At 45.2% G+C, this 13,759-nt stretch carries 11 protein-coding genes and 1 tRNA gene; 4 read left to right on the top strand and 8 right to left on the bottom strand.

Features of this window, described 5'->3' with window-relative positions:
• Positions 1-20 precede the first annotated feature (20 nt).
• Positions 21-710, top strand: coding sequence for a sugar phosphate isomerase/epimerase (locus QXR61_05760; GenBank protein ID MEM3757448.1), 690 nt, complete (start codon positions 21-23; stop codon positions 708-710).
• A gap of 314 nt (positions 711-1,024) precedes the next feature.
• On the opposite strand, the gene QXR61_05755 is transcribed toward QXR61_05760, so the two are convergent.
• The 3 genes from QXR61_05755 to QXR61_05745 form a co-directional block, all read right to left on the bottom strand.
• Complete coding sequence (locus QXR61_05755) at positions 1,025-1,312, bottom strand: DUF4364 family protein (GenBank protein ID MEM3757447.1); 288 nt, start codon at positions 1,310-1,312, stop codon at positions 1,025-1,027.
• Positions 1,313-1,365: 53 nt separating this feature from the next.
• Positions 1,366-3,324 carry a DUF362 domain-containing protein gene (locus QXR61_05750; GenBank protein MEM3757446.1) on the bottom strand — a complete coding sequence of 653 codons (1,959 nt, stop codon included), beginning with the start codon at positions 3,322-3,324 and terminating at the stop codon, positions 1,366-1,368.
• A gap of 153 nt (positions 3,325-3,477) precedes the next feature.
• A tRNA-Val gene (locus tag QXR61_05745) sits at positions 3,478-3,591 on the bottom strand.
• A 158-nt stretch (positions 3,592-3,749) separates the two neighbouring features.
• Here QXR61_05745 and QXR61_05740 point away from each other — a divergent pair.
• Complete coding sequence (locus QXR61_05740; protein MEM3757445.1) at positions 3,750-5,963, top strand: glycoside hydrolase family 3 N-terminal domain-containing protein; 2,214 nt, start codon at positions 3,750-3,752, stop codon at positions 5,961-5,963.
• Positions 5,964-5,976: 13 nt separating this feature from the next.
• Here the strand turns inward: QXR61_05740 and QXR61_05735 are convergent, their stop codons facing one another.
• Entirely contained in the window at positions 5,977-6,501 is a 525-nt protein-coding gene (locus QXR61_05735) for a YkgJ family cysteine cluster protein (protein ID MEM3757444.1), read from the bottom strand.
• A 181-nt stretch (positions 6,502-6,682) separates the two neighbouring features.
• Here QXR61_05735 and QXR61_05730 point away from each other — a divergent pair, with 181 nt between their 5' ends.
• A complete protein-coding gene (locus tag QXR61_05730; GenBank protein MEM3757443.1) occupies positions 6,683-7,591 on the top strand; it encodes a sugar phosphate isomerase/epimerase in 909 nt (302 codons plus the stop codon).
• Between the two features lie 2 nt (positions 7,592-7,593).
• Positions 7,594-8,880: a hypothetical protein gene (locus QXR61_05725; protein MEM3757442.1), complete on the top strand. Its 1,287-nt coding sequence runs from the start codon at positions 7,594-7,596 to the stop codon at positions 8,878-8,880.
• A 112-nt stretch (positions 8,881-8,992) separates the two neighbouring features.
• Here the strand turns inward: QXR61_05725 and QXR61_05720 are convergent, their stop codons facing one another.
• From QXR61_05720 to QXR61_05705, 4 genes are all read right to left on the bottom strand, one after another.
• Positions 8,993-9,466 carry a class I SAM-dependent methyltransferase gene (locus QXR61_05720; protein ID MEM3757441.1) on the bottom strand — a complete coding sequence of 158 codons (474 nt, stop codon included), beginning with the start codon at positions 9,464-9,466 and terminating at the stop codon, positions 8,993-8,995.
• A 72-nt stretch (positions 9,467-9,538) separates the two neighbouring features.
• Positions 9,539-12,442: a DEAD/DEAH box helicase gene (locus QXR61_05715; protein ID MEM3757440.1), complete on the bottom strand. Its 2,904-nt coding sequence runs from the start codon at positions 12,440-12,442 to the stop codon at positions 9,539-9,541.
• A 101-nt stretch (positions 12,443-12,543) separates the two neighbouring features.
• Positions 12,544-13,197 carry a LysE family transporter gene (locus tag QXR61_05710; GenBank protein MEM3757439.1) on the bottom strand — a complete coding sequence of 218 codons (654 nt, stop codon included), beginning with the start codon at positions 13,195-13,197 and terminating at the stop codon, positions 12,544-12,546.
• Positions 13,198-13,224: 27 nt separating this feature from the next.
• Positions 13,225-13,728 (bottom strand): amino acid-binding protein, encoded by a 504-nt coding sequence (locus tag QXR61_05705; protein ID MEM3757438.1) that lies wholly within the window; start codon positions 13,726-13,728, stop codon positions 13,225-13,227.
• Positions 13,729-13,759: the final 31 nt, after the last annotated feature.

The raw sequence follows: 13,759 nt of genomic DNA, 5'->3' as shown, positions 1-13,759 counted from the left end.
TTTTACATGAGAAAAACCACATGAAAGTAGTTCAATATTGTCGCAAAGTCGGGATTGACGAAGTATGTTTGACTTGCTCATCTATTGAAGGCTATGATGAAAAGGGTTATGTAGACTTTGATTGCCTAAAAGCATATAAAAGTAGTCTTGAGAAGTTCGGAATTAAGCTAAGATCAATGGTTATCACTAACGGCCCTAGCCAGAACGCGCTTCTAGGTGAGCCTAGCTCAAAAGAGGAGCGGGAAAACCTTTCCTTAACAATAGAGAATCTAGGTAAAGCGGAGATAGAGGTTGCGGTTTTATATCCCTTGGTCGAGAGACCCATCAACAAGCTTAGAAGGGAAGAGCGCTGGAGGAAGATTATTAAGTTTTACGATTTTTTAGTTGATTCTGCTGAAAGATTTAAAGTTAAACTGGCAAACCACGCCTTTTATCATCCATGGAGCATGATAAGAAACGTAAAAACCTTGTGTAGACTTTTAGGAGAAGCCCCAAGCCCATATCACGGGGTCACATATTGTCCAGGGTTATATCAGATGGGAGATGACCCCTACGAAGCCATAATAACCTTCGATAAGAAAATATTCTCTGCCCACGCAAGAAACCTCAAGAAAATGTGGCCCCATCCTCGATTTGAAGAGGTCTCTTTGGAAAAAGGAGACGTAGATATAGCCAAGATTTTAAGGCTTTTAAAAAATCGTAGGATATAATGGACTCATATGCCCAGAGCATCTAGGAGAATCGTGTGGAGAAGAGGACCCGCAGGTTAAAGCCATAAAATACTTGCAGAATCTGCTAACCAAAATGAATTATTTTTAGCGGTTAAAGTTGTTTCTACGATTCGCTGCTAAAAATAGCCTTAACTATTTCCCTATATGATCTCCAACAAGACATCACCATTAGCCTGTAAAGGTGTCAACCCAAAGAGCAAATAAGGAGCCTTAAGAAAATATAATTTTAAGGAAATATAAATGAGCATCGTTCAAGTGTACCAGCGAACCCTTATCATTTAAGCGGATAAGGTTTAAAAGTCGTTCTTTTCAGACGTCTTCTTCATGCGGTTTAAAAAACGTGAAAACATCTTTAAATGCTCTATGCCGGCTTCTGTCGTCCTGTAAATTGTTTCGCCGTTAGCATCTTTGATCTCCGCAATCAAACCATCTTCTAGAAGCATGTTAAAGTACTTGCGGAAACTATGGTAATTAACGTTAGCTATATGCATTATCCGCGTTTTCTTGGCGCCATTCATGGCGGCTTCAAGCATGTCAGCAATAATATCATACTTGCTTCTATAAGCCCGCCCCATAAACATAAGATATATAATCAAGCATATTAAAATTTACGATCGCGCAGATCACCGCCCGCTCAAAAATACGTTTTCAGAGTCGATCTAATCAAGCCAACTATATTGTCCATCATCAGAGTGGGTCGAGAAAATCTTTTTTCAACATTTTCAATCTTTTCGCCTAAAATCTCAACTCTATTAACGTCTATCTCTCCCATGCCCGTTTTATATGCCTTCCACAGGAGACTGACGGAATATGGGTTAATGCCCATGATCTTACAGCATACTGCATCGACGGTTACTGGGTTAAAACCAGCAATTATAAGGTTAAGGTTGACCGGGTTGCCCCAAACTGGACCGAGCCCCTCCATGCCAATTATTCCGTCAACTATTATTAGATCCTGGCGAATAATTTTATTCAGATGGAGCAGCACGTCCAATAGATTTTTATGGAAAACTGTTTTTCTTCGATCAGAAAGTACGCCGAACATGTTCTTCATGGATATTGAGATAACAGTGTTGGCGACGTTACATGTTTTAATTTTCGGAAGATTGATGAGGAAGTCGGCGTTTAAAACGGTTTTCGGCACATGCAGTTTAAAACCGGCGACCTCATGTTCTTCACATTCATCGCGGCTCAAATTCATAAATTCAACCTTACATCGCTTCACAATATCCATAACGCCGCTTTTCTCCAATCTTTTTTCAGCTGTCCCCGAATTATTATCAGACTCTACGACAGTAATCCTACTAGTTCTTTCCTTAACGATTTTTAAAACCGCCTCTAGCAGGCGTGGATCGGTTATAATCATTCCATTTGTATTCTTCCAAAAACAGACATTAGGTTTAATAACAACTTTGGCATCTCTGGGAACATTTAGACCCCCTAGAAGCTCAATGGCGCGTCTAACAGAGGCCTCTAAATTGCCATCGAACTTAACAATAGAAACCCTTTCATTATGCCTTACGGTGACTTTCGGTCTCTCCTCAATAGCGTCAACTATCAGCTCCAGCGTTCTACTAAGGTTTAATCCATCATCTACATTAACTCTCAATTCCTCTAGTCCTTCGATCACATTAACGAAATGCGCATGCTCATTTCTATACGATGGATGATTGCCTACCAGAACATCCAAGTATTGAGTGAAGCGTCGCCCAAAATGAATAGTCTTTTTTTCACCATCTTTAACCAATGTTAACGTGAAGGGTGTTCTAAGCAAATCCATAAATATGGATCCTGAACTGCCCTTTATACTGAACTTGAAATAGGGAATGCTGGAAGACCATGCCGCTGAGAGAACCCCTTTAGCGCCGCCGTCGAACTCAACCTCGACGTCTATATCCTCAGTTATCGATTGCCCTTCAGAGTGTGGGCTAACAAACCTGATTCTCTCGACCCGCCCACATAGGTCTTGAGACAGATAGATCACATGGGGGAGCAGATCCTCAGCTACGCCGCCCTTAGCCCGCAGACGGAAGTCTGTAACCGCTTTATAGAACAGCAGATTTGATATAGCTCTACCATAAATCTCTTTTACTTCGCCTATTAAACCCTCCCTCTTAACATATTCGACAGCTCCCTCAAAGCACGGCGTGAATATGAAGTTGTGGGCCGGCATGAGAATTAAGCGCCTGCTCCAAATATTTTGCTCCAACGCATCCTTAACGAGCTTTGCTTCTTTAGTAGACATAGCTATGGGCTTCTCGCATAAAACGTGCTTGCCATGACCTATAGCGTCTATGATCATATGGGCGTGGGTCTCCGGGGGCGTCAATATCCATACAGCGTCGATATTGGCGCACTTTAGGAGCTGACGGTGATCTGTGTAGGTCTCCACATCCCTTAATCCAAATTTCCGCACAACTTTCTCAATGCGCCTCTCATTAACGTCGGCCAGAGCCTTGACTTTAACCCCCGGAAGATCACGGATAGCTGGCAGATGGTGTTTCTCTAGAGCTGCGCCGCACCCTATTACGCCGACCTTAACAACCATGGATTCTCTTCCACCGCCAGAAGACCTCAGCCTACAGTAAATCATGATGGTCACGCATAAAACTGTTGCGGGTTACCGAGGAGGACGCTGAGCTCTTGAGAGGAGGGATTGACTCTCATGAACCTACTGAAAAATAATTTTACTTTACATTAATTTTCTACATCAAAAACAAACGGTGGAGAACTTGAACCTAAAATTTGGTGGGCCGGGCCGGACTTGAACCGGCGACCTTGCAGAACCATTTCAGGTTTTCTGCGCCTCCTGGATTATGTCCGTCAGGCAGACGTCCTAACCAAGCTAGACGACCGGCCCCTTTTCAGGTAATTGCTCAATTATTTTTTGCGCATCTTGCTGTTATAAATCTTATGTTAACGTTTTAAATTGCCACTTGCTACTATAATAATATTTTTGAGGGGTGTCTCTTGGATCTGGTTGGGGTAGAACGTAAAGTTAAGGATCTAATTTGTAAGATGACTCTTGAGGAGAAGATTGCGCAGCTATGTTCTGTTTGGGCCTCTGAGATCCTAGAGGACGGCAGGTTTTCCCGCGAAAAGGCTAAGGAAGTTATTAGTAGAGGCATTGGGCAAATCACGCGTTTAGCTGGGAGCCGTGAGTCCCCCAAAGACCCCGCTAAAATAGCGGAGGCTGCCAACGATATCCAGAGGTTTTTGATTAAGGAGACTAGGCTGGGCATACCGGCGATAATACATGAGGAGTGTTTAAGCGGGTTAATGGCTCATGGTGCAACAACGTTTCCGCAGGCGATTGGATTAGCGAGCACGTGGAACCCGAATCTTGTCCAAAAGGTTACTGCCGCCATAAGAAGACAGATGAGATCTATTGGAGCCCATCAGGGGCTTGCCCCAGTTCTCGACGTGGCTAGAGACCCACGGTGGGGTAGAACCGAGGAGACTTTCGGGGAAGATCAATATTTAGTTGCCAGCATCGGCGTAGCGTATATTAAGGGGCTTCAGGGCGACGATCTGTCTTCAGGCGTTATAGCCACGCCGAAACACTTTGCCGCACATGGTTTTCCGGAAGGTGGAAGAAACTGCGCGCCTGTTCATGTTTCTCCGAGAGAATTGAGGGAAGTGTTCCTCTTTCCTTTTGAGGCGGCCGTAAGGGTGGCCGGAGCCTACTCGCTCATGAACGCCTACCACGATATTGACGGTGTGCCGTGCGCCGCGTCGAGAGAGCTTTTAACCGAGACTCTCAGGTATAAATGGGGTTTTAGGGGATACGTGGTCTCAGATTATGGCGCCATAGAGATGCTTAAAACGTTTCATCATGTCGCCGCGGACGAGAAAGAGGCTGCTGTACAGGCGCTTGAGGCCGGCATAGACATAGAGCTGCCAAGAACAAAGTGTTATGGTGAACCATTACTCAACGCCGTCAAAGAAGGCATTATTTCAGAGGCCCTGATAGATGAGGCTGTTTTCCGGGTTTTAAGAGCTAAGTTCCTTCTAGGGCTATTCGACAACCCTTATGTTGGCGTCGGGGAGACTTCGAAAGCCTTTGATACGCCTGAGGACAGGGCTTTAGCGTTGGAGGCTGCCAGAGAATCTATAATTCTGCTTAAAAATGATGGTGTTCTTCCCTTAAGAAAGGATTTGAGGGCTATAGCTGTTGTAGGCCCCAACGCTGATACGACAAGGGGGCTTTTGGGCGACTACAGCTATACGCTGCATTTAGGTTGTGAGGAAGATGCGGTTAAAATAGTTAGCATCCTAGAGGCAATTAAAAATAAGGTTTCGCCGCAGACCTCAGTGTACTTTGCTAGAGGCTGCGACATATACGATCCCTCAAAAGAAGGGTTTAAAGAAGCCCTAGACGTTGCTTCAAAATCAGACGTTATAGTGGCGGTTATGGGGGAGAGATCAGGAATATTCCGGCTCCCAGCCGTAACCGGTGAAGGCAGGGATCAAGCAAGCCTTTCATTGCCAGGCGTTCAGGAGGATCTCCTCGAGGAGCTGGGAAAACTCGGTAAACCATTAATACTGGTTCTAGTGAACGGTAGGCCATTATCCATAAGGCGAGCCGCCGAAACCGCGTCAGCTGTAATTGAAGCTTGGTTCCCGGGAGAGGAGGGTGGAACGGCTATAGCTGATGCCCTTTTCGGAGACTATAATCCCGGCGGAAAACTACCCATAAGCATTCCACAGGACACTGGCCAGATACCAGTTTACTACGGTAGGAAGGCTTCATCCTTCAGAGACTATGTTTTCATGAGCGCAAAGCCGCTCTTCCCATTTGGGCATGGATTAAGCTACACTAAGTTTGAGTATTCATCTCTAAGAATAGAGCCGGAGGAGGTTGGGCCAGCGGGTAAGATTTCAATTGCTTTTGAAGTCAAGAACGTTGGCGATCGGGTAGGAGACGAGGTCGTACAATTATATATTCATGATGAAGTCGCCTCGGTGGCTAGACCCATAAAAGAGTTAAAGGGCTTTAAGAGGCTAACGCTTAACCCTGGAGAAAAGCGAGAAGTCGTGTTTACGCTTTTCACGGATCAATTGGCCTTCTATGACCGCTATATGAGGCTTATAGTTGAGCCTGGAGCCTACAATGTTATGATTGGAAGCTCCTCTGAGGATATAAGGTTAACTGGCAAGTTCAGGGTTGTCGGGGAGACGAGAATTCTATCGTCCATAAACAGAATCTTCAGCGAAGTTGTTGTCCGATAAAAATCTTTTAACCCTAAATTAACGTGTAATCTCTTTTTTTAACAATGAAGAGCCCCGGCGTAAACTGCATTGTTGAATACAGCTGCTTCTGCCGAATCCCGAGCGCTATCTCTATGAACTCCGGTATCACTTTGTAGATTAGTTCGGCGGATGGTTGGCCCCAATATATGCCGGGACAGAAGGGATCTACGTAGACATAGAAGTTCTGCCCATAGTATTGGAACAAGGCTTCTTTAGGATTGCCATACTTTGGTTTATTAAGGATTTTAAAGGGCCAGAGCTTACATGCTAATGGCTTATTATTCTGTAGTCCACACAGCCATTTTCCGCTTGGAGTCATATAGAGAAAAACACATGAGCCGTCGGGTTTTTTCCCCATGTAGAATTTGTTTAGGCCAGCTTTTGTAACGCCCACACCGTACTTCTTCGTTATATTGAGCCATTCATTAAAGGTTAAAACTACCTCAAACTCTTTGCAGCATATTCCACAGCCGTTGCAGCGCCACAAAGATACTTGGCTCCAAGGTACGAAAACCATACACTGTTCCCTATCTTCCCAATATCTGGAAAAACTGAGAATTAATCTGCTTAATAAATTTTCACTTTTCCTTGCTTAAGAAAATTCTCAAGTCTTAAGCCGCAGAAGCATGGGATACGTATGGCGGAGCGTAAATATAAAATATGTATGAGAAGAAAATTTTTGTGGAGGGCATCGTTATATGAAGGTTAGCTGCGCGTGGCTTTACGCTATAACCAAGTATGGTTATCCACCGTCTTTTGAGAAGTCTTTAAAGGCTATTGAAGAAATGGCTAGTTTAGGATTTAGATTCATTGAAGTGGAGATAGTAGGCGAAAAGCAGCTCCTAGAATATAGGGAACGCTATGGAGAAACCAAGAAGCTTTGTAGGGATCTGGGCGTTGAGATAATAAATTTGTGCGCGATCCTCCCCGACATAGTTAGCTTAAACAGTAGTTTTAGGTCTAGGGCTTTAGAGAATTTTAAGGAGAGCTGCGAGATCTGCCGCCGTTTAGACTGCGAGATGATACAGCTGGATTCTTTCACTCCCCCACTAAAGTTTATTGGCGACCTGCCATACAAGGAGGCTATAAGCTTTGGGCGCCAATTTAAAGTTAAAGTAGATCCGGAGTTTAACTGGAAGGTTTTTTGGTCTAATCTGGTTGAAACATTCAAAGTGTGCAGCGGTATTTCAGAGGAGAAGGGCTTGAAACTGTGTTTGGAGCCTAGAGTGGGTGAAAACATATCTAACACCGATGCTATGTTGAGGTTGCTTGACGCCGTTGGCTCAGAGAATTTTGGCGCTGTGCTCGATGTCGGGCACCTTCATGCTCAAAAAGAGATACTTCCATTATCAGTTGAGAAGCTCGGCTCAAAAATATTTTACGTGCACGCCTCAGATAATGATGGCAGAGACAACTATCATTTGCCGCCCGGAAGAGGCACCGTTGACTGGGATGCTTTAGTTATAGCTCTTAACAAGCATGGTTATAGAGGTTACATTGCAATTGATATAGGGGGAGCCGGCTATACTGGAGACGTAGACTCAGACATGATTGAATCGAAAAACTTTCTAGAGAAACTCCTAAGTAAATATGGTTTACTGGGCTAAGTATGTCAGCTTTGACATTATGTAACGGCAAAGTTTTAACTCGTGGCGGGCTGAAGAATCTTAACGTAACCATTGAGGGCGGCAAGATAACGGATTTAGGTGAAGGACTAAAGATCGGCGAGAAGATAGATTGCTCAGGGCTCTTCATACTTCCAGGGTTTAGAGACCAGCATGTTCATGATTTACCAAGTTTGCTCAGCGAGCCAGGCGTAAATAGGTTTGGGAGAATCGCATCCTCGCTGATTAAGCATGGAGTCACATCAGCTAAACTTGCCACTATAGCTATGCCGCCAGATAAGCTACTGAAGTATGCTGAGGCAGCTAAGCAATACATGTGCTCCGGAAAGAATGGGTTGGAGGGAACTAGGATAGATGGACTGCATGTTGAAGGCACCTTTATAAGGAGGAAGTGCGCTGGAGCCCAGCCGAGGGAATATATACTGGAGCCATGGATGCCTGAGGCGAAAAATCTTTTAGACAAGCTTGAGGAGACCCACGCGGTTAAAATGGTTAATATAGCGGCTGATTTCGGTCCGGACCTGATAGGTTACGCGAGTTCAAAGGGGTTTATTGTGGGATGCGGGCATTCTAAAGCCTCAGCTAGACAATTGAAGGATGCCTGTAAAGCGGGACTTAGATACATTGTGCATATAACTAATGGTTTTATGGGGCAGTCCTTCAAGCCGTTTGATGGGGGCGGAACTTATGAGGGAGCGTTAACTCTACCGTTATCAATAGAAATAATATTGGATGGATATCATGTTGACATGAGATATGTTTCAGACATGATCGAGAGGCGAATCCAAAAGGGGCGAGAGCATGAGATTATAGCGGTAACCGACGCCGTCTTCGCAGTAGATGAAGAAATCCCCGGCGGAGAGTTCCAAGCGTTCTCCGTTGTAGGGTGCAAAAGTAAATACGGAGATGTTTTATTCGTTAAGCGATTCATGGATGAGGATGGCGAATGGAGAGAGCCTGCGCCTAACACTCTTTTCGGAAGCCTCTTAACAATGGATAAAGCTTTCGAGAATTTGTTAAACATGTTCAGCGTTGATCATGAAGGATTTATGATAGATGTCAAAGCGAGAGATTTTAATGAGGCCATAAGACTATCGTCGATTATAACGTCTTTTAATCAAGCAAGTCTAGAGGGCTTAACTAATATGGGGCTTATAGAGAAGGGGCACATAGCCGATATGGTGGTCTTAAATATAGAAGGCGCCCCCGGAAGATATCGCGTTAAAGTTGTTAAGTCTATTGTGAATGGAGTTCTATACGAGTTCACCTAGCTTTCTCAGCAAACTGTTGCCGCTTAAAGTAATGAGCAATTCTGGTTATCCCAAAAATTAATGATTGTTTCTCTAGAAATAGATGCGCTAGAATAGGGCGATTTGTATACGCTTATCTCTTGTAGAGGTACAATGTGTGCGTTGGGAAGCCTAAAAACGAGTTTTCGCAGAAGCGTTCTACCTTGACTGGTTTCCAGCCTATTATCTCGTAGTCGTGGGAAACCACCCTCGCGCCTTTCTTGAGCTCAGCCTCTAGCTTCGGTCTAACTTTTTCGTTTGCGCTTGTTGTAAGGTACAGGTAGACGACGTCAGCCATACTTATGTTCACATTAAAGATGTCGTCATGTATTATTTTAACTCTGTCCTGTAACCCCATCTCGATCACTTTTCTCATAGCCTGCTTGGCCAAGTCTTCTCTTAACTCTACGCCTATGGCGTACGCGCCGAACTCCTTAGCAGCCATTATTACCGGTCTGCCGTCACCAGCCCCTAAATCAACAAATATTTCTCCCGGCTTCAGCTCAGCCATCTGTAGAAGCCTGCGTATAACTGGTTCAGGAGAGGCAACGAAGGGCGATATGAACAAGTCAATTCACCTCTCATCACATTTTCTAGCTAATTGTTAAAAGCATTATTTTTACCTTACGCTCACCCTCAACTAGAACCTTCTCTTCAAAGCTTCCCGCTCAGCCTCAATTATCAGCTCAAACAGCTTATCGGTGATAGCGTTCTCCTTCATTAGTATCTTTTTAACATCGTTTAATCCAAGCCTCTTCCCCGAAAGCGCTATGACAGCGGCTTTACCATACTTTGAAGTAAGCTTAGCGGTTTCAAGAGCTTCTTCCCTAAGATACTCTTCGCTCTTAGTTAATTTTTCTCCCTTCTTCTCCACTAGCGGGTATGCTTCCTCTTCCTCAATCTCAAGAACCCCTATTTTCGATGACCCGCACTTCGGGCAAGACACTTTATCCGGCAGATCCCTAAGGGTTATCATCTCTAGGTAATCCCAGCATTCGGTGCAGATGAACGTTCTCGCCTCGCTTAGAATTCTGGCTTTAGCCGACTCTATTAGAATCCTCCGCATCTTTTCCGGGGGTATAAGATCCGTCTTCATGCTGACACGTTCTATCCCTACGCGAGCTATCGGAGTCGCCTCGCCACCAGTCTCAACCATAACAACCTTCATTTCACCACGCCTCATCAAGCCTAAAACATTTAGGAGATTTCTTAAGTCCAAGTCCTTCGTGAAGACTTCTTTTAAGGCTTCTTCGTAGATTACCGTGTCCTCGAAGCTTTTTACCAGGTTTCTTAAGCTCACGCTCTCGAAGTCAACCCACTTTTGCATGGCGCCAAAACGCCTAGCCACATGTATTAGGCGCCTCTTAAATATGCCGGTTTTAGTGACGGCTTTAGTCAGCATATCTTTAACCTGATCCTCGCCGGCGTCTTTGAGATCCGTAAGGATGTCTATAACCGTTTTCGCTTTAACCTCACCCATGGTTTGAATAAACACTCTATATGGATCGTGCTGAACAATTATTGAGTACCCGGTCAGCTCAGATATTATGTGGCCTAAAATCTGGGCTAAGGCCCTATTAGTCAACGATCCGAAATTACATTGAAGTATAACAAAGTCCTCCCATTCTTCAACGGTTACGCGTTTATCCGTTGGAGCCGGATAACCCATCTTTACATGCTCAACGGTCTCAGCTATAGCGTCCAGTATTGTTTTCTCATCAGCCGGATACTTTTTAGACAGCTCCCTAGCCACTTCCTCAGGGCTTAAGCCGGCTTTCAGCTTCTCCTCTACGAAGGCTCTTATTGCGCCAACTTCCTGGGCGACTTCAAAGGGTACGGGTATCTCCTCCCCAACCCAGCTTGGAATAGCGCCGGTCGGATCGTCAACCGATTTAACATATATTTTGTCGGCATCTAGATTCACTATCTTCCATGGGCTGCCACGTATTATGAACTTGACCCCCGGCTTACCGTATTCGGCCACAAACGCCTCGTCTAGGAGACCTACAGCCGTATCACTTTCTTTATCAATTACGAGATAGTGTTTCTCGTCGGGTATCATCGACAGGTTCTCGAAGAAGTATTCGAAGAGGGCTTTTGACCTGCGGGGCTTGAGAACTACTCCGTCCTCAAAGGATACCCAGGCAAGCCTTGGGAAACGGTTATGCATGTATTCTAGGACGCGCCTTATATCATCCATGGTTAGATTCCTATATGGGTAAGCCTTACTGTAAACCTCATGTATTTCGTTAAACTCTAGGCGCTTCCTCTTCATTAAAAAGGCGACTATTTGATGGGTTAAAACGTCAAAGGGCTTTTCCGGAACATCCACTGGCTCAAGCTCCTCCATGTAGGCTTTTCTGCCAATGACCATAGCCTCCAGCGTATCATCAGAATCCATCGTTACGATCACCCCATTAGCCACGCGCCCGATCCTATGCCCGCTTCTGCCGACACGTTGTATTAGGCGAGTAACCTGCCTTGGACTCATGTACTGGATAACTAAATTTATTCTGCCAACGTCTATGCCCAACTCTAGGCTGCTTGTGCAAACCAGCCCGCGCAATTCACCCTCCTTTAAACCCCTTTCAGCGGCAATCCTAGAGGGCTTAGCTAAAGAACCATGATGAATAGATACTGGAAAGTTTACGTCCCATATTTTAAATCTGCTGGCCAGAATCTCCGAAATAGTCCGCGTGTTTGTGAACAGGAGAATCGAGTCATGTTTCTCAATTAGCTGGCGCATCACTCGAAGCCTAGCCGCAACCTCAGGATGCGTAAACAGCATTGACGCTAGCTCATAGTCTTGGGGTTCAGGTTTAGGATAAAGTATCTGTAGTCTCATCAATCTGGCGACGGGAACCCTCACAATCTCGATAGGGCGATCGTTTCCAACAAGGAACTGGGCAACCCTTTCAGGTGTACCTATGGTAGCCGAGAGACCAATTATCTGAAAGTCTTTGCCAGCTATAACTCTGAGCCTCTCTAAAGCCAGCGCAAGTTGACTCCCACGTTTACTGTCAGCCAGCTCATGAACCTCGTCGACGACAACCCATTTTATGGACTGGAGGTGGCGGCGCATAATCCAGCCGGATAGTATGGATTGAAGGGTTTCAGGAGTCGTTATCAATATGTCCGGCGGGCTCCTCGCCTGTTTTGAACGCTCATTCGCATCGGTGTCGCCGTGCCTAACAGCCAGCCTAATGTCTAGATTATTACACCACCATTCCAGACGCTCAAGCATATCGCGGTTCAGCGCCCTAAGCGGCGTAACATATAAAACTTTTATTCCGGGCTCTCTCTCGGGAAGCTGAATGAGCATGTGGAGTATTGGAAGCATTGCGGCTTCAGTCTTCCCGCTTGCGGTCGGCGATATTAAGAGAACGTTTTTCCCCTCAAGGATCTTTGGTATGACCTTTGCCTGCGGCTCCGTTGGAAATTTAAAGCCCTTCTCTTCAATAAGCTTGCGTATGGGGCGGGCTAGCAGGTTAAATACGTTTCCCTCTGTTTCCTGGGCGCTCTGTGCTTCAACCGCTAGATCCACCGCTGATTACACCATCTATATGGCTTTAAAATAAATCTAAAAATGGAAGTAAAAGCGTTTTGCTTGGACCTCTAAGATCATATTGATCAACATGTTAGCTTTTAAGCGATGGGCGAAAGAAGCATGTAGAACGCGAAGCCTATAAGGAAAACCGCGCTTATGAAAAGTAATAGCCTAATAATCTTTCGGCTTAACATGTTTTTGCCCTTATACACAGAGTAGCCTATGAAACTAAACCAAGAGAGATCGGCTGCCGCATGTCCAATTAGGAAAGAGAAAAAGCCCAGGAGCCCCGCCACAGAAATGGAGCCCAATATTGTGGGGACACCTATTTCCAGCCACCATAAGAAGAAGTAGGGATTCGAGCAGCTCGCTAAGAAACCGGAGAACACGAGGCTGAGGAGAGACATCTTTGCCGCGTCAACATCGGCGGACACTCTCTCACTGATCTCCACATCCTTTATATTAGAGGCGCTCTTTATCAACCGTAGGCCCATAAGCGCTAATATAACGCCGCCAACATATTTCACCACAAACTTAGTGCTCATGGAGTCTAGGAGGGGGCCTAGACCTAGGAAAATAGCGAAAACAATTATATATTCAATAATAAAGTGTCCCAAAACAATTAGGGGCCCAGCCGCCCTACTGCCTCTAAGCGATTCCGAGACTACTAGGGCGAAAACCGGGCCCGGAACAATTGCCCCCGATAAGGCTGCTAGGAAAGACGCTAAGGCAATTCCTATTAAGCCAAGCATCCGTAGACCCTTCAGGATCTAAATTCTTCAATATACTGAGACCTTCAGCACACCTTTAATCTTCAAAAACTCCGGTATAAGCTCTCCGGGAACCTTTGTTTCAGTTATAAGGGTTAGCTTCGGCTCCGGCGTAAGCTCCGGGTCATCAACCACCGCCTGCCTTATACTTATGTTTTTCTGAGCTATTAGAGAGGCTGCCGCAGCCAATATGCCCGGCATCCTAGCATCTACTGGAGTTATTTCGACAACGCCAAAATTCAGATATTTCGCCACGTCGCGCAACGAGGACCCCGCCGGGCTTATTCCGCTAAAAATTGTTTTTAATTCAGGGTTACTCTCAATCATTTTTATCGTTTGAATAACCGTTCTTCTATCGACACCGGCAACGCGGCTTATTCTGACAACTGGAATGATGATGTCACCGCAATAAATTTTCCCATTTCTAATGCTTAAACCATTCTTAATCAGTATCTTAGCCACATTAAGTCTTTCAGGATAACCTTCCAAGTACTTTACTATTTTATCCCACATTACAACCACAGAACCCCGGCTAATTCACGAA

It is taken from the genome of Candidatus Bathyarchaeia archaeon (assembly GCA_038882715.1).
Classification (GTDB): domain Archaea; phylum Thermoproteota; class Bathyarchaeia; order Bathyarchaeales; family DTEX01; genus DTEX01.
Note: the sequence above shows the minus strand (reverse complement) of the source record. Positions and strands in the feature narration are given on the sequence as shown.